This is a genomic window from Campylobacter sp. BCW_6463, from assembly GCF_001762785.1.
Lineage (GTDB): Bacteria > Campylobacterota > Campylobacteria > Campylobacterales > Campylobacteraceae > Campylobacter_D > Campylobacter_D jejuni.
This window is the reverse complement of the sequence record NZ_MJXL01000030.1, coordinates 16,261-41,116: the sequence shown is the minus strand read 5'-3', so window position 1 is coordinate 41,116 and position 24,856 is coordinate 16,261. Positions and strand designations below refer to the sequence as shown.

At 30.5% G+C, this 24,856-nt stretch carries 23 protein-coding genes and 1 pseudogene; 19 read left to right on the top strand and 5 right to left on the bottom strand.

Features of this window, described 5'->3' with window-relative positions; genetic code table 11:
- Positions 1 to 9: 9 nt before the first annotated feature.
- A pseudogene (locus AJ884_RS03255) lies at positions 10 to 1,405 on the bottom strand (DUF2972 domain-containing protein).
- A gap of 145 nt (positions 1,406 to 1,550) precedes the next feature.
- On the opposite strand from AJ884_RS03255, the gene ispG reads away from it, so the two are divergent.
- On the top strand, positions 1,551 to 2,624 hold the full coding sequence (gene ispG, locus AJ884_RS03250; RefSeq protein WP_070283751.1) for a flavodoxin-dependent (E)-4-hydroxy-3-methylbut-2-enyl-diphosphate synthase: 1,074 nt from the start codon (positions 1,551 to 1,553) through the stop codon (positions 2,622 to 2,624).
- A gap of 29 nt (positions 2,625 to 2,653) precedes the next feature.
- Here ispG and flgH read toward each other — a convergent pair whose 3' ends face one another.
- Positions 2,654 to 3,352, bottom strand: a complete 699-nt coding sequence (gene flgH / locus AJ884_RS03245) for a flagellar basal body L-ring protein FlgH (protein ID WP_070286437.1) — start codon at positions 3,350 to 3,352, stop codon at positions 2,654 to 2,656.
- Between the two features lie 91 nt (positions 3,353 to 3,443).
- Between flgH and pta the strand changes: the two genes are divergently transcribed.
- The 3 genes from pta to AJ884_RS03230 all read left to right on the top strand — a co-directional run bounded on the left by pta (position 3,444) and on the right by AJ884_RS03230 (position 6,712).
- Complete coding sequence (pta, locus tag AJ884_RS03240) at positions 3,444 to 4,949, top strand: phosphate acetyltransferase (protein ID WP_083267223.1); 1,506 nt, start codon at positions 3,444 to 3,446, stop codon at positions 4,947 to 4,949.
- A 13-nt stretch (positions 4,950 to 4,962) separates the two neighbouring features.
- Entirely contained in the window at positions 4,963 to 6,150 is a 1,188-nt protein-coding gene (locus AJ884_RS03235; protein ID WP_070286435.1) for an acetate kinase, read from the top strand.
- A 70-nt stretch (positions 6,151 to 6,220) separates the two neighbouring features.
- A complete protein-coding gene (locus AJ884_RS03230; RefSeq protein ID WP_070233204.1) occupies positions 6,221 to 6,712 on the top strand; it encodes a hypothetical protein in 492 nt (163 codons plus the stop codon).
- Here the strand turns inward: AJ884_RS03230 and AJ884_RS03225 are convergent.
- A complete protein-coding gene (locus AJ884_RS03225) occupies positions 6,700 to 7,638 on the bottom strand; it encodes a hypothetical protein (RefSeq protein ID WP_070233206.1) in 939 nt (312 codons plus the stop codon). The two genes, AJ884_RS03230 and AJ884_RS03225, sit on opposite strands and share 13 nt — an antisense overlap.
- Positions 7,638 to 8,576, bottom strand: a complete 939-nt coding sequence (gene rsmH / locus AJ884_RS03220) for a 16S rRNA (cytosine(1402)-N(4))-methyltransferase RsmH (RefSeq protein ID WP_079860796.1) — start codon at positions 8,574 to 8,576, stop codon at positions 7,638 to 7,640. Before rsmH ends, AJ884_RS03225 begins: the two co-directional genes overlap by 1 nt.
- A 158-nt stretch (positions 8,577 to 8,734) precedes the next feature.
- On the opposite strand from rsmH, the gene AJ884_RS03215 reads away from it, so the two are divergent.
- From AJ884_RS03215 to flgG, 5 genes are all read left to right on the top strand, one after another.
- Positions 8,735 to 10,225 (top strand): peptidylprolyl isomerase, encoded by a 1,491-nt coding sequence (locus AJ884_RS03215; RefSeq protein ID WP_070274964.1) that lies wholly within the window; start codon positions 8,735 to 8,737, stop codon positions 10,223 to 10,225.
- Positions 10,222 to 11,610, top strand: a complete 1,389-nt coding sequence (gene ftsA, locus AJ884_RS03210) for a cell division protein FtsA (RefSeq protein WP_079860504.1) — start codon at positions 10,222 to 10,224, stop codon at positions 11,608 to 11,610. Before AJ884_RS03215 ends, ftsA begins: the two co-directional genes overlap by 4 nt.
- Positions 11,611 to 11,625: 15 nt before the next feature.
- Positions 11,626 to 12,738 carry a cell division protein FtsZ gene (ftsZ, locus tag AJ884_RS03205; RefSeq protein ID WP_002921956.1) on the top strand — a complete coding sequence of 371 codons (1,113 nt, stop codon included), beginning with the start codon at positions 11,626 to 11,628 and terminating at the stop codon, positions 12,736 to 12,738.
- Between the two features lie 155 nt (positions 12,739 to 12,893).
- On the top strand, positions 12,894 to 13,706 hold the full coding sequence (locus tag AJ884_RS03200) for a flagellar hook-basal body protein (protein WP_070286433.1): 813 nt from the start codon (positions 12,894 to 12,896) through the stop codon (positions 13,704 to 13,706).
- A 30-nt stretch (positions 13,707 to 13,736) separates the two neighbouring features.
- A complete protein-coding gene (flgG, locus tag AJ884_RS03195) occupies positions 13,737 to 14,528 on the top strand; it encodes a flagellar basal-body rod protein FlgG (protein WP_002852142.1) in 792 nt (263 codons plus the stop codon).
- Positions 14,529 to 14,593: 65 nt separating this feature from the next.
- Here the strand turns inward: flgG and glnA are convergent, their stop codons facing one another.
- Positions 14,594 to 16,024 (bottom strand): type I glutamate--ammonia ligase, encoded by a 1,431-nt coding sequence (gene glnA / locus AJ884_RS03190; RefSeq protein ID WP_070233216.1) that lies wholly within the window; start codon positions 16,022 to 16,024, stop codon positions 14,594 to 14,596.
- A 202-nt stretch (positions 16,025 to 16,226) separates the two neighbouring features.
- Here glnA and AJ884_RS03185 point away from each other — a divergent pair, with 202 nt between their 5' ends.
- The 10 genes from AJ884_RS03185 (at position 16,227) to ffh (ending at position 24,817) form a co-directional block, all read left to right on the top strand.
- Positions 16,227 to 16,922 carry a chemotaxis protein gene (locus tag AJ884_RS03185; protein WP_044794184.1) on the top strand — a complete coding sequence of 232 codons (696 nt, stop codon included), beginning with the start codon at positions 16,227 to 16,229 and terminating at the stop codon, positions 16,920 to 16,922.
- The gene (locus AJ884_RS03180; RefSeq protein ID WP_044780520.1) at positions 16,919 to 18,172 is read left to right on the top strand and encodes a peptidase U32 family protein; all 1,254 of its coding nucleotides are present in this window, start codon (positions 16,919 to 16,921) and stop codon (positions 18,170 to 18,172) included. Before AJ884_RS03185 ends, AJ884_RS03180 begins: the two co-directional genes overlap by 4 nt.
- Entirely contained in the window at positions 18,173 to 18,667 is a 495-nt protein-coding gene (purE, locus tag AJ884_RS03175; protein WP_070274961.1) for a 5-(carboxyamino)imidazole ribonucleotide mutase, read from the top strand.
- Positions 18,668 to 18,676: 9 nt separating this feature from the next.
- Positions 18,677 to 19,213 carry a DUF3972 domain-containing protein gene (locus tag AJ884_RS03170; RefSeq protein ID WP_004305571.1) on the top strand — a complete coding sequence of 179 codons (537 nt, stop codon included), beginning with the start codon at positions 18,677 to 18,679 and terminating at the stop codon, positions 19,211 to 19,213.
- Positions 19,214 to 19,224: 11 nt separating this feature from the next.
- Positions 19,225 to 20,088: a glycine--tRNA ligase subunit alpha gene (gene glyQ / locus AJ884_RS03165; RefSeq protein ID WP_002852069.1), complete on the top strand. Its 864-nt coding sequence runs from the start codon at positions 19,225 to 19,227 to the stop codon at positions 20,086 to 20,088.
- The gene (locus tag AJ884_RS03160; RefSeq protein WP_002932958.1) at positions 20,075 to 20,800 is read left to right on the top strand and encodes a Nif3-like dinuclear metal center hexameric protein; all 726 of its coding nucleotides are present in this window, start codon (positions 20,075 to 20,077) and stop codon (positions 20,798 to 20,800) included. The genes glyQ and AJ884_RS03160 overlap by 14 nt, the downstream gene beginning before the upstream one ends.
- Positions 20,801 to 20,809: 9 nt before the next feature.
- Positions 20,810 to 21,526, top strand: a complete 717-nt coding sequence (locus tag AJ884_RS03155; protein WP_002888864.1) for a zinc ribbon domain-containing protein — start codon at positions 20,810 to 20,812, stop codon at positions 21,524 to 21,526.
- A complete protein-coding gene (waaA, locus tag AJ884_RS03150) occupies positions 21,523 to 22,680 on the top strand; it encodes a lipid IV(A) 3-deoxy-D-manno-octulosonic acid transferase (RefSeq protein ID WP_004305574.1) in 1,158 nt (385 codons plus the stop codon). Before AJ884_RS03155 ends, waaA begins: the two co-directional genes overlap by 4 nt.
- Entirely contained in the window at positions 22,661 to 23,413 is a 753-nt protein-coding gene (locus tag AJ884_RS03145) for an RluA family pseudouridine synthase (protein ID WP_053872572.1), read from the top strand. Before waaA ends, AJ884_RS03145 begins: the two co-directional genes overlap by 20 nt.
- A 66-nt stretch (positions 23,414 to 23,479) precedes the next feature.
- On the top strand, positions 23,480 to 24,817 hold the full coding sequence (gene ffh, locus AJ884_RS03140) for a signal recognition particle protein (protein ID WP_070233227.1): 1,338 nt from the start codon (positions 23,480 to 23,482) through the stop codon (positions 24,815 to 24,817).
- Positions 24,818 to 24,856 lie beyond the last annotated feature (39 nt).

Genomic DNA, 24,856 nt, shown 5'->3' with positions numbered 1-24,856 from the left:
GCAAGATAATTATTTATCTTTGTATATCTTTTCAAATTCTTTATAATATTTCCAAGAGTCAATAATATGAGGATGTGTTTGTTTTAAATGATTTAGTTCATTTTCAAATATATTAAAAAAAGTATAAATAAGTGATTTATTTTTTATAAAATAATCTATCACATCTTTTTCTTTCATCATTTTTGTTTCTGTTTCGTCTATGGTTATTTTAATTTGATGTAAAAAATTATGTAAATAATGTTTAATTGTTGAAAATAAAAGATTGTTTTGTTCTAATTGCTTAAAATTATTTTTATCAATATATACACCCATATCATTACATAGGTCATTTTTTATAATTTCTTGTATTATGTCTATTTTTTCATTATTAATGTGTTTTCTGTCTAAAATTATGGGAATGCTAGAAGTTTTATCAATATTAAAATTTTTATTATTTTTAGGAGTATTAAGATAAAAGGTATTGTTAATATCCTTAGAATTTGCATAAAGTGTAATAGGAAAAAGATAGCGAATATAACCTCTAAATTCTTTAATTTTAAATAAATCTAATTTATCTTTATGGGGGGGGGGTAAAATTAAAATTTATAGCAAGTAAATTCATAGTATCGAAGGCCTTTGATTGGCGGATTTCTTCCATATCAAGATAGTATACTTTGTCTTTGTTAAAATATTTTAATAAATAAGAGATGATAAAAACTCCTTGTTGTAGTTCGTTTATATCGATTTTAATTTTATGATTTTGATGAGCAAGATAGTCAATATAATAACGCCAATCATAAGTTAGATTAAATTCAGAGGGATAGTTTCTTGAAACTTTATTCCAATCTCTTCCCCAGTTATGCTTTAAAATTCCTATTGGATCGCGAACTCCGCAAATAATTTTAGAGTTAAAATCCAATAAAGATAGATATTTATCAAAATAAGGTAGATTGATTTCTGATATATTAATAGCATATTGAGTAATCGTATTGTCATTTAGACACATGTAATTAAGACAATATCTTTCTTTGACATCAGGTGGTAAAACCCAGGAGGCAAAACAAGTTACATCGCAACATTGATTAAGGTATCTTAAAAATGCTGCTGCTCCAACGCCATGTGGAGAAATATAGATAAATTTATAGTGTTTAGGTAGGGGTAAATTTAAATCCCAAGCTAATTCTGCACAATGTCGACTAGCATCTATTTCTATAAAATTAGGATTGATTAAAGGTGGATAAGGATGTTTTATTGATAAATATCTATTCTTAAATTCGCTAGAATTGAGCCAAGTGCAAATTGTTTCAATATTTTCCAAAACAAAGGTAAAAAATTTTTCATTATTCGAATTTTTTAAAGCTTGTAAAAGAATTTGAGCTAGGGTTGGAGTTAGGTTATTTTTTATATAGAGTAAAAGATTTTGCATATAACCTCTTTTAATTGTATTTAATTTATATATAATTCATAAATATTTAAATGTCATGAAATTTAAATATATTATCAAAAATAAACTTTAATTAAAGCAATAAAAAGTTAAAATTTGATATTAAAATTTTTCAAAGAGTGAAGTTATGGAATATAAAAGATTTAAAACCAGACAAATCAAAGTAGGAAATGTTTTAATAGGCGGTGATGCACCCATTTCAGTTCAATCGATGCTTTTTACTAAGACAAGAGATATAGAAGGTTCTTTAGAGCAAATCAATCGTCTTTATTTTGCAGGAGCAAATATAGTGCGTTTGGCGTGTTTGGATATGGCCGATGCAAGGGCTTTAAAAGAGATTAAAGCTAAAAGTCCTTTGCCTTTAATCGTAGATATTCATTTTAATCATAATTTGGCTGTATATTGTGCTGAATTTATCGATGGAGTGCGTATAAATCCTGGCAATATAGGCTCTAAAGAAAATATCAAAGAAGTGGTAAAAGCATGTAAAGAACGGGGTATCCCTATACGTATCGGTGTAAATCACGGCTCCATAGAAAAACAATTTAGCGATAAATTTGGCTATGGTGTCGATGCTATGCTAGAAAGTGCGATGTATAATATCAAGCTTTTAGAGGATTTAGACTTTTTTGATATTAAAATTTCCATGAAGACTTCAGATGCTCAAAAAACTATAGAAGCTTATGAGAGATTAAGACCGCTTTGTGATTATCCTTTTCACTTAGGGGTAACTGAAGCAGGAACTAAATTTCATAGCACTGTAAAAAGTTCTATAGCTTTAGGAAATTTACTTCTTAAGGGTATAGGCGACACTATGCGTGTTTCTATGACGGGCGAACTTGAAGAAGAAATTCGTGTAGCAAGAGCAATCTTGCAAGATAGCGGAGTGCAAAAAAGCGGAGTAAATATCATCTCATGTCCAACTTGCGGTAGGATTCAAAGTGATTTGCTCAGCGCGATTAAAATAGTAGAGGAAAAAACCAAGCATATAAAAGAACCTTTAAATATCAGTGTCATGGGCTGCGTGGTAAATGCTTTGGGCGAAGCTAAAGGTGCTGATGTGGCTATAGCCTTTGGGAAAAATCAAGGACTTGTTATAAGACATGGTGAAGTTGTAGCTAAATTAAAAGAAAGTGAACTTGTAGATAGATTTTTAGCTGAAGTTGAAGATGAAGTTAAAAGTAGGGCTGCAAAAGAATAAAAGCCAAGAAGCAAGGTTTAACCTTGCTTTTAGAATGGCCATATCGCTTCTATAACTTTACTACCCCAAGGTTTTCTTGTGCTTCTATCCACTTCACCTTCTGTTTTATAGAGAATTTTAGCATCTGCTATATATTTACTATCTATAGTATTGTCTTGACCGATGTCATAAGGACGAATAACACCGCTTAATTGTATGATTTGTTTCTCTCCGTTGATTAAAAGCTCTCTTGAGCCTTCGATAAAATAATTACCATTCGATAAAATTTTAATTACACGCGTTGAAATTGTAGTATTGAAACTTTCATTTCTGCTTTGTGAGCCTGTTCCTGTGTACTTGTTTGAACTATTGGTTTGAAAGCCTATATTAGAATAAGCATTGACTTTATTAAGAGCATTAGCTACCACTCCTGAACTTCCTGTTAAAGCACCTCCGCCTAAATTTGAGGTATTAGTTCTACTTGTTGCTTTATTGGCTTGTGTGCTTTGAGTGGTACTTTCTTGTATAACAACTGTAACTAAATCATTTACATTCATAGCTTTTTTATCTGAAAATAAAGGATTATCCCCTTTGCCAAAAAGCGATCCTGGTGCACTTTCTACATTATTGCTTTGTTTTGGTGCAAGTTCTTCTACATAAGCAGGTGGTTTCATTGAAATTTGTGGATCAACCGTTGCAGAACAACCAAAAAACGCAAACGGTAACATATAAAATAAAACTTTTTTCATTTTCGTCCTTTAAAATATAAATTTTTTATTTTTATTTTGTTAAAATTAGAAAAAGCAAAGAGTGTTCCACATTTATAAATTTAAGGAGAAAATGATGGCAAATCTTTATTTGATGAGATCTAGAAGTGATGAATTAAATACTATTATTAGTACAAATTTGCTTAAAAATTATAGCAAAATTTACAAAAATATCGCAATTTATTGTCCTGTGATATACATACATCGCGTCCCTGTTTTGCAAGGTTGGTTGGAAGAATTTAATATTAACCAAACCGTAAAAAGTGCTTATGGTTTTACCTTTAGAGAAGCAATGGAGGAATTTAGCAAAGATCCTCATAATTTTTTTAATGTTATTTTAGAAGAATACGAAGAGTTAAAACGCAAATACGATTTTGTGCTTGTAAATAGCTTTTGCGAATTTGGAATACTTGATGGATTTGATCTTAGTATAAAATTGGCTAAAAATCTTAATACCCCTATCGCTGCTATTATTAATGATGAAGATAAACTTATAGCTCAAAAATATTTCGATCATACCCTAGATGGTCGTAATTATGTTTTGATTAATGAAAAATTTAATTTTGAAGAAGTGCAAAAGCTTGAAGAGTATGATTTTATAACTCCGCATCGTTTTAAATATGAATTGATTAAACAAAGCGTAAAAAATAAAAAAACTGTTGTTTTGCCAGAAAGTAATGATGAGAGAATTTTAAAAGCTGCTGAAATTTTATTAAAAAGTAAAGTTGTTGATCTTATTTTATTGGGTGATGAGGAAAAAATCAAACAAGATGCTGCTAGATTAAGTCTTGATTTAAGTACTATACAAATTATGAATCCGCTCAATTCAGAATATAATCAAGAATTTACTTCCATTCTTTATGAGGCAAGAAAATCTAAAGGAATGAGTTTAGAAGAGGCTAAGATGCTAGTTCAGGATAAAACTTATTTTGGAACTTTGCTTATACATACTGGAAAAGCTGATGCTATGGTTAGTGGAGCATCAACTACTACGGCTGAAACAATTCGCCCTGCATTGCAGCTTATTAAAACCAAAGAAGGTATTAGTTCTGTTTCGGGAATTTTCTTTATGGGGCTTGAAGATCAAGTTTTAGCTTTTGCGGATTGTGCTGTAAATCCAAGTCCAACTGCTGAACAGCTTGCAACTAGTGCTTATGTAAGTGCTATGACTGCTAAATCTTTTGGACTTGAACCAAGAATAGCTTTGCTTTCTTATTCTAGTGGTGATAGCGGTAAAGGGGAAAGTGTAGATCTTGTAAAAGAAGCATTAAAAATTGCTAAAGAAAAATACCCTGAGTTAAATATAGATGGTCCTATGCAGTTTGATTGTGCTTATGATCTAAAGACTGCGGCAAAGAAAATGCCAAATTCTAAGATAGCAGGCCATGCAAATGTGTATATTTTTCCTGATCTTAATGCAGCAAATATTTGTTACAAAGCAGTTCAAAGAACCGCTAATGCTTTAGCAATCGGTCCTATTTTACAAGGTCTTAAAAAACCTGTTAATGATTTAAGTCGTGGATGTTTGGTGGATGATATTGTAGATACTGTTATTTTAAGTGCTATACAAGCTCAATAGAAAGGAATAATAAATGAAAATTTTAGTTTTAAATTCAGGTTCTTCATCGATTAAATTTAAATTTTTTGATAATAAAGTCGTTAAAGCGAGTGGCTTAGTAGAGAAAATCGGAGAGCAAAATTCAAAAGTTATATTAAAAAATGTTTTAAATAATGAAAGTTTTGAAAGAGAATTAACAATAAATAATCACGAAGAAGGACTTAGTATAGTTAATGAGCTTTTTAAAGAATCAGGAATTTTAGCGGATTTAAATGCTCTTGATGGCTGTGGTCATCGTATAGTTCACGGGGGAAGAAATTTAAGTGAGCATTGTTTAGTAGATGACTATGTTCTTAAAGAGATAGATAGGGTTAGTATTTTTGCTCCTTTGCATAATCCTGCCCATTTAGCAGGCATAAAAACAATGATTAAAGCTGCACCTAGTGTTGCAAATGTGGCTATTTTTGATACAGCTTTTCATCGTACTATGCCTGATTTTGCTTATATGTATGCTTTGCCTTATGATTTTTATGATAAGCATAATATTAGAAGATATGGTTTTCATGGGACTTCCCATGCTTATGTTAGTTCTAGAGCGGCAAAATTTCTTCAAAAAGATCAAGATGAATTAAATGTTATCTCTGCTCATCTTGGAAATGGTGCAAGTGTATGTGCTATAGAAAAAGGTAAAAGTGTGGATACTTCTATGGGATTTACTCCGCTTGAAGGACTTATTATGGGAACGCGTTGCGGGGATATAGATCCTGCTATTTTACCTTTTATAAGCCATATTAAAAGTTTAACTATAGAAGAAATAGATACACTGATGAATAAAAAAAGCGGAGTATATGGAATTTGCGGTTATAATGATTTTAGAGATATAGAACGAGAGATAGAACAAGGTAATGATAAAGCACGTTTGGCTCTTGATATGTTTTGCTATCGTCTTGTAAAATATATAGGATCCTACTTTGCTGTGTTGCCAAAAACCGATGCTATTATTTTTACAGGTGGTATAGGAGAAAATGATAGTTTGGTTCGACAAAAAGTATGTGAGAGATTAGCTCATCTTGGTATCGAGTTAAATTTTGAACTTAACAAACAAAGGATTTCGGGCGAAAGAATGATAAATCATGCCAATTCTAAAGTTAAAGTGCTTGTTATTCCTACAGATGAAGAATTAGAAATCGCTAGAATCACAGAAGAATTAATAAGCAATTGAAAGAGGTTTATATTTAGTAAAAATTAATTTTCTTTAGATAAAATTTTAATTAAAAAATAAAGCGTGGATTATGAAAAAATTTAAAGAATTTAGCCTTCGTTTTTTATTTAAAGTATCAGAACAACCTGTTTTAGTGAAGGATTTATTAGAGGCAAATGCACTTTTTAATGACGGTATGCTTGTAGATCCTTCTAAGCTAAATTTTAATTTCAAAATTCTAAATTCTTATATTTATTTTGGTGTTTTTTGTGCTGTGGTTTTGTTGCCATTGCTTTTAATTACTCATTATTTTTTAACAAAACTTGACTTTCATATAAGCATAGTGAGTGCTGTTATGGTTACTGCTTGTGTATTTATAGGATATGATATTTTTAAAGTTTATACTCGCAAAATAATCTCAAAAAAAATAATACAAAAAGCCTGGGCTTTGCATTTCCCTTATTTTGCTTATGAAAAATACTCTATAATGGCAGGTGAAATTTATAGGGAAGCCTTAAAAGAAGAAATTCCAAAAGCAAATTTAGAGCAGTATGTTTTAGATAAGATTATTCATTCTAAATAATCTAAAATTTGATTTTGGAATCGCATATTTTCAAGTCTTCTTTTTAAATCTTTATTTTCTTCGTTTAAAACGCTTTCTTCTGTTCTTAATGTAGCAATTTCTCTACTAAGATAATAAATTTGATTTCTAATATAAATTTGTGGAGCAAATAAAAATAACGCAAAACTAACAAGTAAAGCCGCAAAAAGAAGATGATTGAAATTTAGGTTTCTATCTTCTTTGGTGGCATTAGAGAAGCCTTCTAATAAAACATTTTTTGCCTTTTGAGCATCTTCATCATTTTGTTGTTTTTCTTGGGCTTGATTGGATGGTTTTGGAAGTTCTTGTTTATTTTCTTGTGGTGTTATCTTTTTTTGTAAATTTTCCAAACTTTGTTTAATATCGGGTTGTTTTTTAATATCAGGTCGTTTTTCTATAGTTTGGGAATTTTGTATTTTAGGCTCAGTTTTTTGAATTTTTTCTATAGATTTTATAGATTCTTTTTTTTCTTTTTTATCTTGGATAGGGTTTTGATCATTTTTTGTTTGAATTTTTGGTTTGGTTTGAATATTTTTTATCTCGTTTATTTTTTTTCTTCCAAACGAAAAAATCTTTTTAGTTTTTTTATTTTCTTCTTTTTTTCTTTCTTTCATTTTGGAAAAAATTTTTTTAGCAAGAGATTGCTTTTCTTCTAATTTAACATTGATCAGATCTTCTTTTAAATATATATTTGATTTTTTGGTATGTTTTGACTCATACTCTTCATCGAGTTCTTCTAAGAATTTATTAGGAGTCTTTTTTTTAAAACGACGTCTTAAAATATCATCGCTAGAAATTTCATTTCTTAAGTCATCATCAAGCGGTTTGCCTTGATTTATAGCACGAGAAAATTTCAGCATTTTTTGGCGTATGTTTTGGCGTTCTTTTATAAAATCATCTTCTAGCATTATTTATTGTCCAAATTATTAAAATAAAAAGCCCGCATTTTAGCACAACTAGAGCGAGAATTTTTTAAAAGTTCTTCCTTGCTTGCGCTTATAGCTTTTTTGGTTATTATTTGCCCTAGGCTATGGTTATTTCCACATTCGCAACGCATTATTTTTTCATCACAAATGCAGTTTTTTGACCATTTTTTGAAAAAATTTTTTACTATTCTATCTTCCAAAGAATGAAAACTAATGATTGCTAAAATGCAATTTTTTGGTTTTAAATTTTCTAAATGCCCAAGAAAATCTTTAAGCACTTTAAGTTCTTGATTTACTTCTATTCTAATGGCTTGAAATGCTAAAGTGGCTTTGGAAATTTTTCTATGATTTTGTTTGCCTTTTCCTATGATTTGATAAAGTTCCTTGGCGCTTTTGATTGGATTTTTACTTCTTTCTAGGCAAATTTTTTCAGCAATAAAATGTGCATCGTGCAATTCTCCATAATCTTTAAAAATAGAAGTTAATTGCTCTTTTGTATAAGTATTAATAATCTCATAAGCCGATATTTTGGAGTTTTGATTCATTCTCATATCTAAAAAGTCAGAATTTACACTAAAACCTCTTTCGTTATTATCAAGTTGAAATGAAGAAACTCCAATGTCTGCTAAAATACCTCTTAATTCTTCTTTATGTGAAATTTTTTCTAAAACTTCACTAAAATTACTTTGTATAAAAGTTATCCTATTGTGAAAATCTTTAAGACGTTTTTTAGAAAATTCTAAAGCTTGTTGATCTTGATCGCAAGCAATGATTTCAAGATCAGGATGATTTTTAAGCAAAGCTTCACTGTGTCCGCCAAATCCTAAAGTGCAGTCTAAAAAATAACCTGTTTTAAGATTTTTAAAAATCTCTTGAACTTCATTAAGTAAAACTGGGATATGAGGAATTTCCAAAATCAATCCTAATAAATTTTTATAAACTATAATTATAACTAAATTTCATTGTAAAAATCATAAAATTTAAAGAACAAATATTTTTTGGTAAAAATTTTATAATTAAACTCCACTTAAACACTTCTACGATACAATATCTAGTTTAAATTTAATCAAGGAATGATATGCTTACTTGGATGCAACATCACAAAAAATATCTTGTTGTTACTATATGGGTTAGTACTATAGCTTTTGTTGGTGCCGGCTTTTTAGGTTGGGGTGCTTATGATTTTAATCTCAATAGAAGTTCGAGTGTTGCAACTGTAGGAAATGAAAAGATAGGTTTTAGCGAATTTGATACTAGATATAGACAGATTTTAAGTTATTATAATCAAATTAGCAATGGTGCTTTAACTCCAGAAAATGCTGAGCAACTAGGCATTAAAAATATAGCCTTAAGCTCTCTTGTTGAAGATAAGCTTTTGTTAAATTTTGCTAAAGATTTGGGTATTGGTATAAACGAGAATGAAATTTTACAAAAACTTGCAAATACTAGAGAATTTCAAGATTCTACAGGGGATTTTAACAAAACAATTTATTATGAACTTTTAAATGCCAATAATTTAACTCCAAAAGATTATGAAACACAACTTGCAAATGAAGTAATTACCGATAAACTTAATCAAATTTTTAATATTCCTAGCAAAGATGAGGAATTAAAAATGTTAGCTTCTAGTTATTTTATGCAAGATGCTTTAAGTATTGCAAAAATTGATTATGACAAAAAAAATATTAAGATTAATGAAGAGGATTTAAAAAAGCTTTGGAATGAACATAAAGAAGATTATAAAACTAAAAAAATATATGAAATTTCAACTTATTTTTTGCCAGTTAGCAATGAGAAAATTGACGACAAAGAATTAGAAAAATTTTACAATCAAGATGAAAATAAACTAAAATATAAAGATTTTGCAGGTAAAGTGATGGATTTTCAGTCTGCTAAAAATGAAGTTGCTAAAGATTACGCCTTAATGCAACTAAAGAATGTGGCTAATGCTAAATTTTTAGATTTAAAAAATGGGAAAGATAATTTTCAAAAAGATCAAAATATTAGTGAATCTGATGTTTATTATCCAATTGATCTTTTGAATAAAGCTAAAAATGGAGATGTTTTACGACCAGCACCTTATAATAACGGATATATCATAGTTAAACTAAATAAAGTAGATCCTATAAGAAATAAAACTTTTGAAGAAGCTAGAGAAGAAGTTTTACCTATGTATTTAAGCGAACAAGCTAGAAAAAATTTAGAAGAAAAAGCCAAAAATAGTTTAGTAAATTTTAAAGGCGATGATATAGGCTTTTTAAGTCGAGATAGTTCTCGCGAGAGTGTAAAGCTTAGTGATAAGATATTAAATGATTCTGAATTTGCTTATTTTTTAATGAATGTATTTAATGCTGATCAAAATAGTTCTTATGTGGTCATTAACGACAATAAAGCAATATTATATAAAATAAATAAACAAAAATTAGATATGAACTCCGATAAATTTAAACAATACAAAACTATGCTTGAGCAAAATTTGCAAAATTTAAAAGCAAATGAGCTTAAGCAAGAACTTATTGATGAACTTAAAAAGATATATCCAATAAAAATTTATTATAAAGGGAATTGATTTTGAATATATTAGGAATTGACTTAGGCTCAACCCAGACTTGTGCCATTATTGCTCAAAAAGATGAAGATGGATTAAAAATTATTGGTTTTTCCAAGTCAAAAACCAACGGGGTTAAAAAAGGTGCCATTACCAATATAGAGCTTGCTTCTAAATCTATTGAAGAAGCTGTTAGAAGTGCTGAGATGATGAGCGGAGTTCATTATGATAAGGTTGTGGTGTCTATATCAGGTGCTTATACTAAAAGCGTTGATAGTGTAGGTGTTGTTAATATTCCAAATCATGAAATAGGCATTAAAGAAATCCATCGTGCTGTAAGTACAGCTAAGCATACTGCCAATCTACCAAGTGGTTATGAAATTATCCATGTTTTGCCTTATAATTTTAAGGTTAATGATCTTGAACATGTTGATGATCCTTTGGGAATGAGTGGCAATCGTTTAGAAGTTTCAACCCATATAGTGATTTCACAAGAATCTCATATTAAAAATCTTAAGAAAGCGGTTGAATTAGCTGATTTAAGAGTGGATAATATAGTTCTTTCAGGATATGCTTCAGCTATAGCTTGTTTAGATGATAGCGAAAAGGAATTAGGCGCTGTTCTGATTGATACGGGTGGAGCGATTTGTGATATGGTTGTTCATACTGGAAATTCAATTAGATACAATGATTGTTTGCAAATTGGCTCGATTAATATCACCCAAGATTTATCAATGGCATTGCATACACCTTTAAAAGAAGCAGAAAAAATCAAGCTTAATTATGCAGCTCTTTCGCAACAGCCTAACACCCTTATACAAATTCCTTCAATGGGCGATGAAAGAAAGGTTAATGAAGTTTCTTTGGATATTATTTCAAACGTAATTTATGCAAGAGCGGAAGAAACTTTGATGATTTTGGCAAAAATCTTAAGTGATAATCGTTATGCCAATGCTATAGGTGGTGGAGTTGTTTTAACAGGTGGAATGACTAAGTTAGCAGGTATTGATGAGCTAGCTCCTGCAACATTTGATAATCGCTCAGTTAGACTGGCTACTGCAAGAAAAGATTTGATTACTGGTTTTAGTGAAATTTTTAATGATCCTGAAAATACTTGTGCTATAGGACTTTGTTTATATGGAGCAGGGTATTTTACGCCTTATGAACTTGATTCTAATGAAAAATTAAGATATAAAGGGGAAATTGAAAATTTTAATCGTCAAATTAAACAAGATATTGTTTTGCAAAAAGATGCAGAAAGTGAAATAAAATCTGATTTTTTTGATGAAAATTTGCAAGAAAATGATACAATTGCAATACAAGAACAATTAGATTTTAAAGAGCCAAAAGAAAAAAAACCTAGCGTTTTTTCAAATATCTGGCATAAAATTATGAATCAATTTTAACAAGGAGAAATTTTTATGAGTGAATTTTTAGTAGAAGAAATGCAACATAATAAAGGTGCAAAAATTAAGGTTATAGGCTGCGGTGGCGGTGGCGGTAATATGATCAACCATATGGTTAAAATGGGATTAAATGATCTTGATTTAATTGCAGCAAATACTGATGCACAAGCTATTTCAATTTCATTAGCAAAAACTAAAATTCAACTTGGCGAGAAAAAAACTAAAGGTTTAGGCGCTGGTATGCTTCCTGAAGTAGGCGCAGAAAGTGCTAGAGAAAGTTTTGAAGAAATAAAAGCAAGTCTTAGTCAAAGTGATATTGTATTTATTGCTTCAGGTTTTGGTGGAGGTACTGGAACGGGTGCCACTCCAGTTATTGCACAAGCAGCTAAAGAGATTGGAGCTTTAACTGTTTCTGTTGTAACTATGCCTTTTGCATTCGAAGGAAAACAAAGAAAAAAACTTGCTGAAAGCGGTCTCCTTGAGCTTAAAAAAGAAAGTGATTCTATTCTTGTAATTCAAAATGAAAAATTATTGAGCATTATTGATAAAAAAGCAGGCATTAAAGATGCTTTTAGATTGGTTGATGATATTTTAGCTCGTGCTGTAAAAGGTATGGTGTCTATCTTGCTTGATAATGGAGATATTAATGTTGACTTTGCGGATGTAAGAACCATCATGAGTCATCGCGGACTCGCGCTTATGGGTGTTGGTAGTGCTAGTGGTGAAAATGCTATAGAAGAGGCCCTTTCAAACGCTATAGAATCTCCTTTGCTTGATGGAATGGATATTAAGGGTGCCAAGGGAGTTATTTTACATTTTAAAACAAGTTCTAATTGCTCTTTGTTTGAAATTTCGGCAGCAGCAAATAGTATACAAGAAATTGTTGATGAAAATGCTAAGATTATTTTTGGTTCTACCACAGATGATAGCATGGAAGATAGAGTTGAAGTAACTATTATTGCGACAGGATTTGAAGATAAAGATACAGTAGCTAAAAAATCTACCGAAGAAGCTCAAGCTTCTAGGAAAAATCCTTATTTAAGTCTTAAAAAGGTAAGCGGTGGTTACGATGAAGAGATAATGGCGCAAATTGAAACACCAACTTTCTTGCGTCGTCAAATGGATTAAAATTGATTTTTAAAGCAAGATTGAGTCAAATCTTGCTTTTTGTAGTTTAAATTTCTCTCCTAATAATCTTTCAAATATTTATTTTTCTTTGTTTTTAAAAGTTGGAACACTCTTTGCTTTTATAGCTATAAAATCTTAATTTTATAGGTGAAAATATGCAAAATGGATATTATCAAGCAACTGGTGGAATGGTAACTCAGTTTAATAAACTTGATGTGATTACTAATAATCTTGCCAATATTAATACAAGTGGATACAAAAGAGATGATGTGGTTATTGCAGATTTTAAAAGGATTTTTAAAGAAACTCAGGATGAGTTGCCTATAGAAAATCACACAAGAGATGCATCTCGTTTTGTAAATACTACAATAGATGGAATCCCGCAAGTTTCTCAAGAATATACGGATTTTAGCCTAGGTTCTTTAAAGGCCACAAACAATCCTTTGGATTTGGCAATGACTAGAGAAGATGCTTTTTATTTGGTTCAAACCAAAGATGGAGAAGTAAGATTAACTAAAGATGGAAATTTTCAACTTGATGATGAGGGTTATTTGGTAAATAAGCAAGGATACAAGGTATTAAGTAGTGATTATTTTAATAATCCTCAGAATGCTGGCATACGCATTCCTAATGGTGCTGTTCAAATTAGCGTTGATAAAAACGGAAGCATTGAGGTTGATAGAGCTCAAAATGCAAGATTATTTGTAGCACAAGTAGATGATATAAGAGCTTTGCAAAAAGATGGGGATAATGTCTATAAAATAGATGATCTAACCCGCATTAGAGATTTGGAAAACTCCAATGCTATTCGCCAAGGTTTTTCTCAGGGATCAAATGTTAATCCAGTTACTGAAATGGTAGGACTGATTGAAGCAAACAGAATGGTAGAAATGTATCAAAAAGTTATGACAGCTCATATGGATGACTTAAATCAAGAAGCTATCAATAAGCTTGCAGCTGTTAAATAATTTAAAATAAAATAAAAAAAAGGATTAAAAATGATGAGATCACTTCATACTGCTGCTACGGGAATGGTAGCGCAGCAAACACAAATTGATGTTACTTCAAATAACATCGCCAATGTTAATACAGCAGGTTTTAAGAAAAGTCGCGCAGAATTTGCTGATCTTATGTATCAAGTTATGAAGTATGCAGGAACTTCAACTTCAGCTACTACTCTTTCTCCTTCGGGTATAGAAGTGGGTGTGGGTGTGCGTCCAACAGCAGTAACTAAAGTTTTTACTGAAGGAAATTTAAAATCAACAAGTACTGATGGTCTTGATATGGCTATTGCAGGTAATGGGTTTTTTCAAATACAACTTCCTGATGGCACTATAGGATATACTAGAAATGGGCAATTTACAAAAGATAATGAAGGCAATATTGTAAATTCAGATGGTTATAGACTTTTACCTGAAATGACAATACCTGAAGGCGCAACAGCAATTAATGTTGCTACAGATGGAACCGTTTCTGTAATGCTACCAGGGGAGCAACAAGAAACTCAAATTGGCCAAGTGGAGCTAGTTCAGTTTATAAATCCAGCGGGTCTTCATTCTATGGGTGATAATCTTTATCTTGAAACAGGAGCAAGTGGTGCACCTGTTGCGGGTATAGCAGGACAAGATGGACTTGGAACAATAAGACATGGATTTATAGAACTTAGTAATGTTCAGCTTGTTGAAGAAATGACAGATCTTATCACAGGACAAAGGGCTTATGAAGCGGGTTCTAAGGCAATTACAACAAGTGATGATATGCTAGGAATTGTAAATCAACTTAAGCGATAGTTGATATAAAATAAATATTTTTAATTCTTTTTTAGTTTAATGGCGTGTTAAACGCCATTAAATTTTTAGCAAGAGTAGCAAGTTTTAAATTCATAAGCAGTTGGACGAGCTTCTACTGGCCAAACTTGTGTTTCAAATTTTAAATGCTGATAGTCATCGATAAAAATATCGCTCATTACAGGTTTTAAATAAGAATTATGTCGGATTAAAGCTTCTAAACTTCCTCTTAGAGTATGTGGTAATTGCTCTATCCCTTTTTCACGTATTTCATCCAAAGTAAGATCAAATAAATTTTCATCCATAGGACCTACAGGAATGGTTTTATTTTTGATTCCATCAAGCCCTGCCATTAAAAGACTAGCAAAAGCTAAATAAGGATTAGCAGTACTATCAGGGAAGCGAATTTCTATACGAGCTGAATTTTTACCTATGCCATAAGGAACGCGACAACTTGCTGATCTGTTTTGACAAGAATAAGTTAAAATACAAGGAGCTTCAAAGCCAGGAACTATTCTTTTGTAAGAGTTGGAACTTGGATTTGTAAAAGCTGCGACACTTCTAGCATTTTTTAAAATTCCACCTATATAATTTATAGCAGTTTGACTAAGTCCACTGTATCCATCTTTATCGTAAAATAAATTTACCCCATCTTTCCATAAGCTCATATGAACATGCATACCATTGCCATTATCTCCGTATAAAGGTTTTGGCATAAAAGTGGCAGTTTTGCCATTTAAATGAGCTACCATTTTTACAACATATTTATAAATTTGAACATTGTCAGCTGCTTCTACAAGCGTGCCAAAATTTACTCCTATTTCAGCTTGTCCTTGTGCAACTTCATGATGATGAACAAAAGTTTTAAGACCTACTTTTTCAAGGGTTTGAACCATTTCAGAACGAATATCTACTAAAGAATCAATTGGCTGAACTGGAAAATATCCACCTTTGTTTCTTGGCCTGTGTCCAGTATTGTAGCTATCGGTAAATTCTCTATCATCATTCCACTCTCCTTCTTCGGTATCAACTTCATACTTAGAACAATGAGTAGTATCAACTATTTTTACACTATCAAAAACAAAGAATTCATTTTCTGGTCCAAAGTAAGCAGTATCAGCTATGCCACTATTTTTAAGGTGTTCCATTGCTTTTTTTGCTATGCTTCTTGGACATTTTTCATACATTTGTCCTTTGTAAATATCATACACATCACAAAATACTATGATAGTAGGATCAGCTGTAAAAGGATCTAAAAAAGCACTTTGAGCATCAGGTTTTAAAATCATATCTGATTTTTCTATAGGTTGCCATCCATGGATTGAGCTTCCATCAAATGGAATGCCAGTTTGAAATGTTTCTTCATTGATTGCATGAAGATTATAGGTAATATGATGCCAAGTTCCTATCATATCTGTAAAACGAAAATCAACAAAAAGCACTTCATTTTGTTTGCAAAATTTGAAAAAATCATCTATATTATTAACAAATTTTCCCATATTTTTACTCCTTTATGTAATTAAATTTATAAAATTATATCTTAAAATTTTTAATTAAGATTTAATTAATATATTTTTTTTAATAAATTTAAAAATTTAATTTAAAAAGATTAAAAAATAAAAATTTATATTTTTGTTTTAGATAAAATTGATTATAATTTTAAGCAATTATTGAAAATCTAGATTTAAAAAAGGGAAAAAAATGACTCAAGAAGAGCTTGATGCTTTGATGAATGGTGATGTTGATCTTGATTCAGAGACAGAAGCAGAGGTAAAAACCGAAGAATCGAATACCGAAGAAGATGCTTTGATGTTAGAAGATGTCAAAATAGCTGATTACAAACCTAATCCTAGTGTAGTATGGCCACCACCCCCACCAAATCAGGAACATAAAGTTGTACATCAGTTAGATGATGTTACAAAAGATAGCGAGCTTAAAGCAACGGAAATGATGGATAAGCTTGAAAGTATTAATAATTTTTTTGCGGATTCTGAAAGTTTACTCAAAGAAATAAATAAAGCAATAGAAAAAAATATTGATATTTTTTCCAAACTTAATGAAAAATTTCCTAATGTAGAAAGTTTCAGTGAAGCTTTAGAATTAAACAATCAAGCTAAAAAAAGTTCTAGGGAGATTGTCGGAAATCTTCAAAGCGGACAAGATGAAGTGATGATGGCAATGGATGCAATGCAGTATCAAGATATACATCGTCAAAAAATCGAACGTGTTATTAATGTAATGCGTGCTTTAAGCCGTTATATGAGTTCTTTATTTGAAGGTAAAATTGATGATAAAAAACGTGTAAGTTCTGCAGTGCATATTGAAGGTGATAGCACTACTGATGTTGTAAGTAATGATGATATAGAAGCTTTAATTGCAAGTTTAGGGCAAAAATGATCATTCCTGAAATAGTAGCTCCTGCAGGAAATTTCACAAAATTAAAAATTGCTTTAGCTTATGGTGCAGATGCGGTTTATGCGGGTGTGAATAATTTTTCTTTAAGATCACGTACTGCAAGAGAATTTAATTATGAAAGTTTTGAAGAAGCTATTAAATATACCCATGAGCGTGGTAAAAAAATTTATGTCACTTTAAATGGTTTTCATCTAAGCTCTCAAATTGAAGGCTTAAAAAGACATATATTAAAATTACGTGAGATGAAACCCGATGCTTTTATTGTAGCTTCTGTTGGAACTATGCGTCTTGTTAAAGAGCTTGCACCTGAAATTTCTTTACATGTTTCTACTCAGGCGAATATTTTAAATTATTTAGATGCTCAAGTTTATAAGGATATGGGCGCTAAAAGGGTTGTAATTGCGAGAGAATTAGGGCTTAAAGATGCTAAAGCTTTAAAAGAAAATTGCGATATTGAACTTGAAGCCTTTGTGCATGGTTCTATGTGTTTTGCTTATTCTGGGCGTTGTTTAATAAGCTCTGTGCAAAGTGGAAGAATGAGTAATCGTGGATCTTGTGCAAATGATTGCAGATTTAATTATGAGCTTTATGCTAAAAATCCAGAAAATGGTACTTTATTTCGTTTAGAAGAAGATGAAAATGGTACTCATGTTTTTAATTCCAAAGATTTAAATCTTTGTTCTTATATAGAAAAAATCATGCAAGAAAATTGTATCAGTGCTTTTAAGATAGAAGGACGCACCAAAAGCGAATATTATGTTGCGCTTACAACAAGAACTTATAAAATGGCTATACAGGATGTTTTAGAGGGTAAGTTTGAGTCAAACAAGTATGAAAAAGAGATTGCTACGCTTAAGAATCGTGGTTTTACAGATGGCTATCTTGTTTCGCGTCCTTTAGAAAAAACCGACACACAAAATCATAATACAAGCATAGAAGAAGGCTCTCATCAAGTGCATGCTATAAGCGAAGATGGAAGCTTTTTTAAATGCAAAGGAAAAATCGTTTTAAATACGCCTTATGAAATTTTAGCTCCTTTAGGCGATGTGATTCAAACTTGTGACAATGAACTAGGTAAAATTTATCAAAAAGAGGATAAATATTTTATAGAGTTTAAAAAACTCATTGCTAAAAACAATAAAGAATTTAGTGAAATTCATAGCGGTAATGAACATGAAATTCAATTACCAAGTAAAATCAGTGCATTAAGTTTTTTAAGAAAGGAAATATAGATGAATTTTGTTTCTATTTTAATGGGAAGCAAGAGTGATTATGAGACTATGAAAGAGGCTGCTAAAACTTTAGAAAGTTTTGGGGTAAAGTATGAACTTATTATCTCATCAGCTCATCGTAGCCCAAAAAGAACAAAAGAGTATATTACAAATGCTGAAGAAAAAGGTGCGAAAGTTTTTATAGCAGCAGCTGGAATGGCAGCGCATTTGGCTGGAGCTGTTGCAGCTTATACCACAAAACCTGTTTTAGGAGTGCCTATGCCAGGAAGTAATCTTGCAAGTATGGATTCTTTGTTTTCTACGGTGCAAATGCCTAGTGGAATTCCTGTAGGAACTTTAGCTATTGGTAAGGCTGGAGCAATCAATGCTGCTTATTTGGCTATGCAAATTTTAGCTATTTATGATGTTGATTTAGCACAAAAACTTAAAGAAGATCGTCTTGAAAAAGAAAAAAAACTTGTATCTGATTCAAAAGAAGTAGAAGTTTTATTATAAGGGATAAAAATGCAAACCTATCTTGAACTTGAAGAATTTTGTAAACTTGTGCATTTAAATGAAGATGTGGTTAAAGGTATGATGGCTAATGGGGCTTTAAATTTTAAAGAAGAAGAGGGTAAAATTTACATCGAAGCTCATCAAGGTACTTTTAGTGTGGTGCCTAGTGCTGCAAAATCTCAACCTGCAATGGTAAATTCAATGACTTTAGCAGGGGAAAGTTTTGTTGAAAAAACAATAGGAACTATTTTAAATTTACATGAAAAAGTTTTAGATGCTAAAGATGAAACACTTGAAGCATTAAAAAATGAGAATAAATTTTTAAAAGATGCTCTTTATTCTATGCAAGAACTTTATGATGAAGATAGAAAAACTATAGAAACCTTAAACAATGAGTTAAAACATGCGCGTGAAGAGATAGAATTTCTCAAACGTAAATATAAATTAATGTGGAGTAAAACTGCAGAAATTTTTGGAGCTAAGACAGAGCCTGATTTGGAAATGAATAAAAATTTAGAAAAACCTATTGAAAATATGGAACGATAAAGAGAGATACAATGACTTTTTCACAAATGATACTTAATTTACAAAATTATTGGCAAGAGCAAGGTTGTGCGATTATGCAACCTTATGATATGCCAGCAGGTGCAGGAACCTTTCATCCAGCAACTTTTTTAAGAAGTTTAGGAAAAAAACCTTGGGCAGCTGCTTATGTGGCTCCAAGTAGAAGGCCTACTGATGGACGTTATGGTGAAAATCCTAATCGCTTAGGTGCTTATTATCAATTTCAAGTTTTGATTAAACCTAGCCCTGATAATATTCAAGAATTATATCTTAAAAGTCTTGAAAATTTGGGTTTTGATTTAAAAAGTCATGATATTCGTTTTGTTGAAGATAATTGGGAGAGTCCAAGTTTGGGTGCTTGGGGTTTAGGCTGGGAAGTATGGCTTGATGGTATGGAGGTTACTCAATTTACTTATTTTCAGCAAGTTGGCGGTATAGCAGTAGATTTAGTAAGTGCTGAAATTACCTATGGCCTTGAAAGAATAGCCATGTATCTTCAAAATGTTGATAATGTTTATGATATAGTTTGGAGTGAATTTAATGGAGAAAAAATTAAATACGCAGATGTGCATAAGCAAAGTGAATATGAATTTAGTAAATACAATTTTGAAGTAAGTGATGTTAAAATCTTAAATGAGCAGTTTGAAAATTCTTACAAAGAATGTAAAAATATTTTAGAACAAGGACTAGCTTTACCTGCTTATGATTATTGTATGCTTGCTGCACATACTTTTAATCTTTTAGATGCAAGAGGAGCAATTTCTGTAGCACAAAGACAAGATTATATGTTAAAAATTCGTGAGCTTTCAAAAAATTGTGCTGAAATTTATAAGAAAAATTTAAATGAAGCTGAGTGAAATTTATAATTTTTTAGATCAATTAAGTCCCTTTAATATCCAAGAATCATGGGATAATAGTGGAATTTTGCTTGGAGATAGGGATAGTGAAATTTCAACTGTTTATTTAAGTTTAGATATTGATGAAAATATCATTAAAGAAGCGAGTGAAAATTCTTTAATTATCACACACCATCCTTTGATATTTAAAGGTTTAAAAAATTTGTATGATAAGGCTTATCCTAGGGCTTTTATTAAAGAAATGATTTGTAAAAATATTTCTTTAATCAGCATGCATACAAATTACGATTTAAGTCATTTAAATACTTATTTTGCGGAAGAAATTTTAGGTTTTAAAATTTCTTTTAAAGACGAATTTTTGATTTATGTAGAAAATTCTATGTCTTTTGAAGCTTTGTGTGACTGGGTGAAAAAAAAGTTAAATTTACAAATTTTACGTGTAAGTGATTGTGGTAAAAAAGACATTAAGCGTATTGCTATATGTACTGGAAGTGGCGGGGATTTAATTTCTAAAGTAGATGCGGATTGTTTTTTAAGTGGAGATTTTAAATATCATCAAGCTTTAGAGGCGCTTAGTAATCAAATCAGTCTTATTGATTTAGGTCATTTTGAAAGTGAGAGATATTTTTCTCAATGTTTAGCAAAAGACTTGAAAAATTTGCCGCTACAAGTTATAATAACAGTTTCAAAAAATCCATTTCAATATTTTTAAGGAAAATAAATGAATAAATATCTCGAACAATTAGTGCTTTTATCAAAAATAGATCAAGAAATTGATAGTTATGAACCAAAAATAGACAGTATTAATAAGACTTTAAAAGATGCTGAGTTAAAAATAGGAAAAATCAACACAGATTTAGAAAAAATCGATGAAGAAATTAAAGATATAGAAAATCAAAAAGTGCAAAATAATGCTCATATTTCCGAGTTTTCAGCAAAAATTAAAGAGCTTTCTAAAAAAAGTGGTGCAGTAAAAACAGAAAAAGAAGCTAATGCTTTAAAAATTGAAGAAGATATTGCAAAAGAGCAATTAGACGCTGCAAATGATGAAATTGTAAGACTAGATAAAATTTTAGAGAATAAAGAAACTTATAAAAAAGAACTTGAAGAAGAAAAAATCAAACAAGAGCAAAATATTAATGAGATTAGAGTAAGCATTAAATCTGAAATGGAAGTTCTTGAAAAAGATAGAATGAGTGTTTATGATAAAAAAACCAAACTTGTGGGCGAGATGAATCAAAAAGTTTTAAGTTTTTATGAGAAAATTCGCAAATGGGCGAAAAATACTGCTGTAGTTCCTGTTAAAAAACAAGCATGCTATGGATGTTTTATGAAAATTTACGATAAGACTTATCTGTCTGTTGTAAAAGGTGAAGAGATTGTAACTTGTCCTCATTGTGGAAGAATTCTTTATAAAGAGCAAGAAGAGCAAAATTGATCTTTTTTTATTATTTTTTAACTTGGACGGCATTTTTATTTTGTGCCGTCTTTATTCTTTTGCTTTCTTTTTTAAAATCCAAATACAAAATTAGTTTAAAATCTCGATTTTTTCTTTATAAAAATTTACATCAAGAAAAAGCTGATGTACATTTTCATGCTTGTTCTTACGGGGAGGTAAGAAGTATTAAAGCTTTGGTTTTGAAATTTGATTCAAGAATAACTACTATTACTCAAACAGGTTTTGAATGTGCAAAAGAATTTTGTAAAAAGGTAAATTATCTTGCTTTTGAAAATTTTTTGCCTTTTTGGTTTAATCCTTGTAAGGTTTTGGTAATTTTTGAAGCAGAATATTGGCTTATGCTTGTTTTTATGGCACGTATTTATAAGGCTAAGATTATTTTGCTTAATGCGAGAATATCTGATAAATCTTATCATTCTTATCAAAAATTTTCTTTTTTTTATAAAAAAATTTTTTCTTATATTGATGAAGTTTTTGCTCAAAGTGAATTAGATAAAGTAAGACTTGAAAGTTTGGGAGCTAAAAATGTTAAAATTTTTAAAAATATTAAGGCAAATTTAGAAATTAAAAATAATAAAATTTATACCAAACCTAAGGAAAAACTTATCATTTTTGCTAGTACTCATAAAGATGAAGAAGAGCTTTTACTTGATCATTTTAAACTAGAAGAAAATGAAAAACTCATTATCGCCCCACGACACCCTGAGCGTTTTAAAGAAGTTGAAAATTTACTTTTAAACAAAGGTTTAGAATTTGAAAAATTTAGTTCTTTAAAAGATGAAAATAAGAAATTTTCTAAAAAAATTTTACTTTTAGATACTTTAGGGGAGCTTGTAAATTTTTATGCAATTTCTGATGTTGTTGTGCTTGGAGGTTCTTTCATAGAAGGTATAGGAGGACATAATCCTATAGAAGTGGCATATTTTGACAATGTATTAATCAGCGGGAAATTTATTCACAATCAAAAGGCTTTGTTTGAAGAAGTAGAAAATGTATATTTTTGTGAAAATTTAAAAGATTTAAATGATAAAATCCATTATTTAAATTTAAAAGCTAAAATTTCCAAAAAAGAAAATTTAGATCTTATCATGCAAACTATACAAAAGGGAATTGATGCAAGAAAAAGCTTATAAACTCTTAGCTTTGCAAGAAAAAATTTCAAATCGTGAAGCTAAAGATTTGATTGATAAGGGTTGTGTTTTTTCACATGGAAAAAAAGTTGTGGTTGCTAGAGCTTTGATGAACGATAAGGCAAGATTTAATGTGATAAAAACCAAAAATCCTCAAATTATTTTTGAAGATGATAAGATTATTGCTATTAATAAACCTTACGCTTATGTGAGTGAAGACTTGGAGAAAAAATTTAATGCCAAGCTTTTAAATCGTTTAGACAAAGAAACAAGCGGTGTGATTTTGCTTTGCAAAGATGAAGATTTTAGAAAGCTTTGTATAGAAGAATTTAAAAAACACAGAGTTTATAAAAGTTATATTGCGGTTTTAGATGGGGTTTTGGCTGAAGAGGTTGAAGTGAATGAGCCTATTTTTACCATAAAAGCAAAATGTGGAGCATTAAGTAAAGTTTCAAAAGATGGTTTAAGTGCCTTAAGTATCATTACTCCTATTATGTTGCAGTCAAAAAAAACCTTAGCAAAAATAGTCATTCAAACAGGTAGAACTCATCAAATCAGAGCGCATGCTAAATTTATAAAACATGGCGTTGTAGGTGATGAAAAATATGCTAAAATTTCAAGCGATAGAATGTATTTACATAGTTATGAAATTAAAATTTTTGATTATTATTTTAAGGCTGAGCTAGATAATAGTTTTGCAAAAGTTGGCTTTGAGATAAAAAATTTAGATTTTTAAAGCCATTTAAGAAAAAATTTTGTATAATGCAAGGTTTAATTAAAAATTTTATAGAAAGGTGATAAAGTGTTTGAGTTAGTTAGCGAATCTTTTAAATCAGCGATTAATAAATTACGTTTTGTTGATGATGAAAAAGCACTTAAGAACGCTTTAGAAACCTTAAAAAAAGCTCTTTTAAAAGCAGATGTTCACCATAAGGTAACTAAAGAGCTTTTGACTTCGATAGAAGAAGATGTAAAGCAAAACGGAATAGGTCAAAAACAATTTTTAAATGCCATTAAAGTAAATTTAGAAAATATTTTAAGTGTCAATAGCAAAAATCAAGGTTTTGTTTTTGCTTCTAAACCCCCAACAGTAGTTCTAATGGCAGGTTTGCAAGGGGGCGGTAAGACTACAAGCACTATCAAACTTGCAAATTATTTAAAATTACGCAATAAAAAAGTTTTAGTTGCAGCTTGTGATTTACAGCGTTTAGCGGCAGTGGAGCAGCTAAGACAACTTTGTGAAGCTAATGAAATTGAACTTTTCTTCATAGAAAATGAAAAAGATCCTATTAGGGTTGCTAAAGAGGCTTTAAAAAAGGCTGAAAGTTCTATGGTGGATGTTTTGCTTGTGGATACTGCTGGGCGTTTGGCTATAGATGAGACTTTGATGAATGAATTAAAAGCAGTTAAGGATGTTTTAAATCCTGATGAGATTTTCTATGTTGCTGATGCAATGAGTGGTCAAGATGGGGTTAAGACTGCGGCTAGTTTTAATGAAGTTTTAGGTATCAGCGGGGTAATTTTATCAAAATTTGATGCAGATACTAAAGGTGGAGTAGCCTTAGGTATAGCAAAACAAATCGGTATTCCTTTAAGATTTATTGGTGTAGGTGAAAAAGTAGCAGATTTAGAAGTTTTTATACCAGATCGCATAGTAAGTCGTATCATGGGCGAGGGTGATTTGGCTACTTTAGCTGAAAAAACTGCTGCAGTGATTGATGAAAAAGAAGCTAAAAAACTCAATCAAAAAATCAAAAAAGGTGAATTTAATTTTAATGATTTTCTTAACCAAATGGAAAGTATTAAAAAATTAGGAAGTATGAAGTCTTTAATCGGTATGATACCAGGGCTTGGCGGAATGGCAAATGCGGTAAAAGATATAGATTTGGATAATTCTAAAGAGATTATACATATTAAGGCAATGATTTCTTCAATGACTCCAAAAGAAAGAGAAAATCCTGATTTGTTAAATAATGCTAGAAAACGTCGTATAGCAGAGGGAGCAGGTCTTTCTCAGGTAGAAGTCAATCGTTTTTTAAAACAATTTAGTAATGCAGCAAAACTTGCAAAAAGATTTTCAGGCAAAAAAGGAATGGAGAATTTGACACAAATGATGAGCCAAGCTAGAAGACAATTTTAAATTTTATTTATAAATACTTTTTATAGTATCTATAAATAA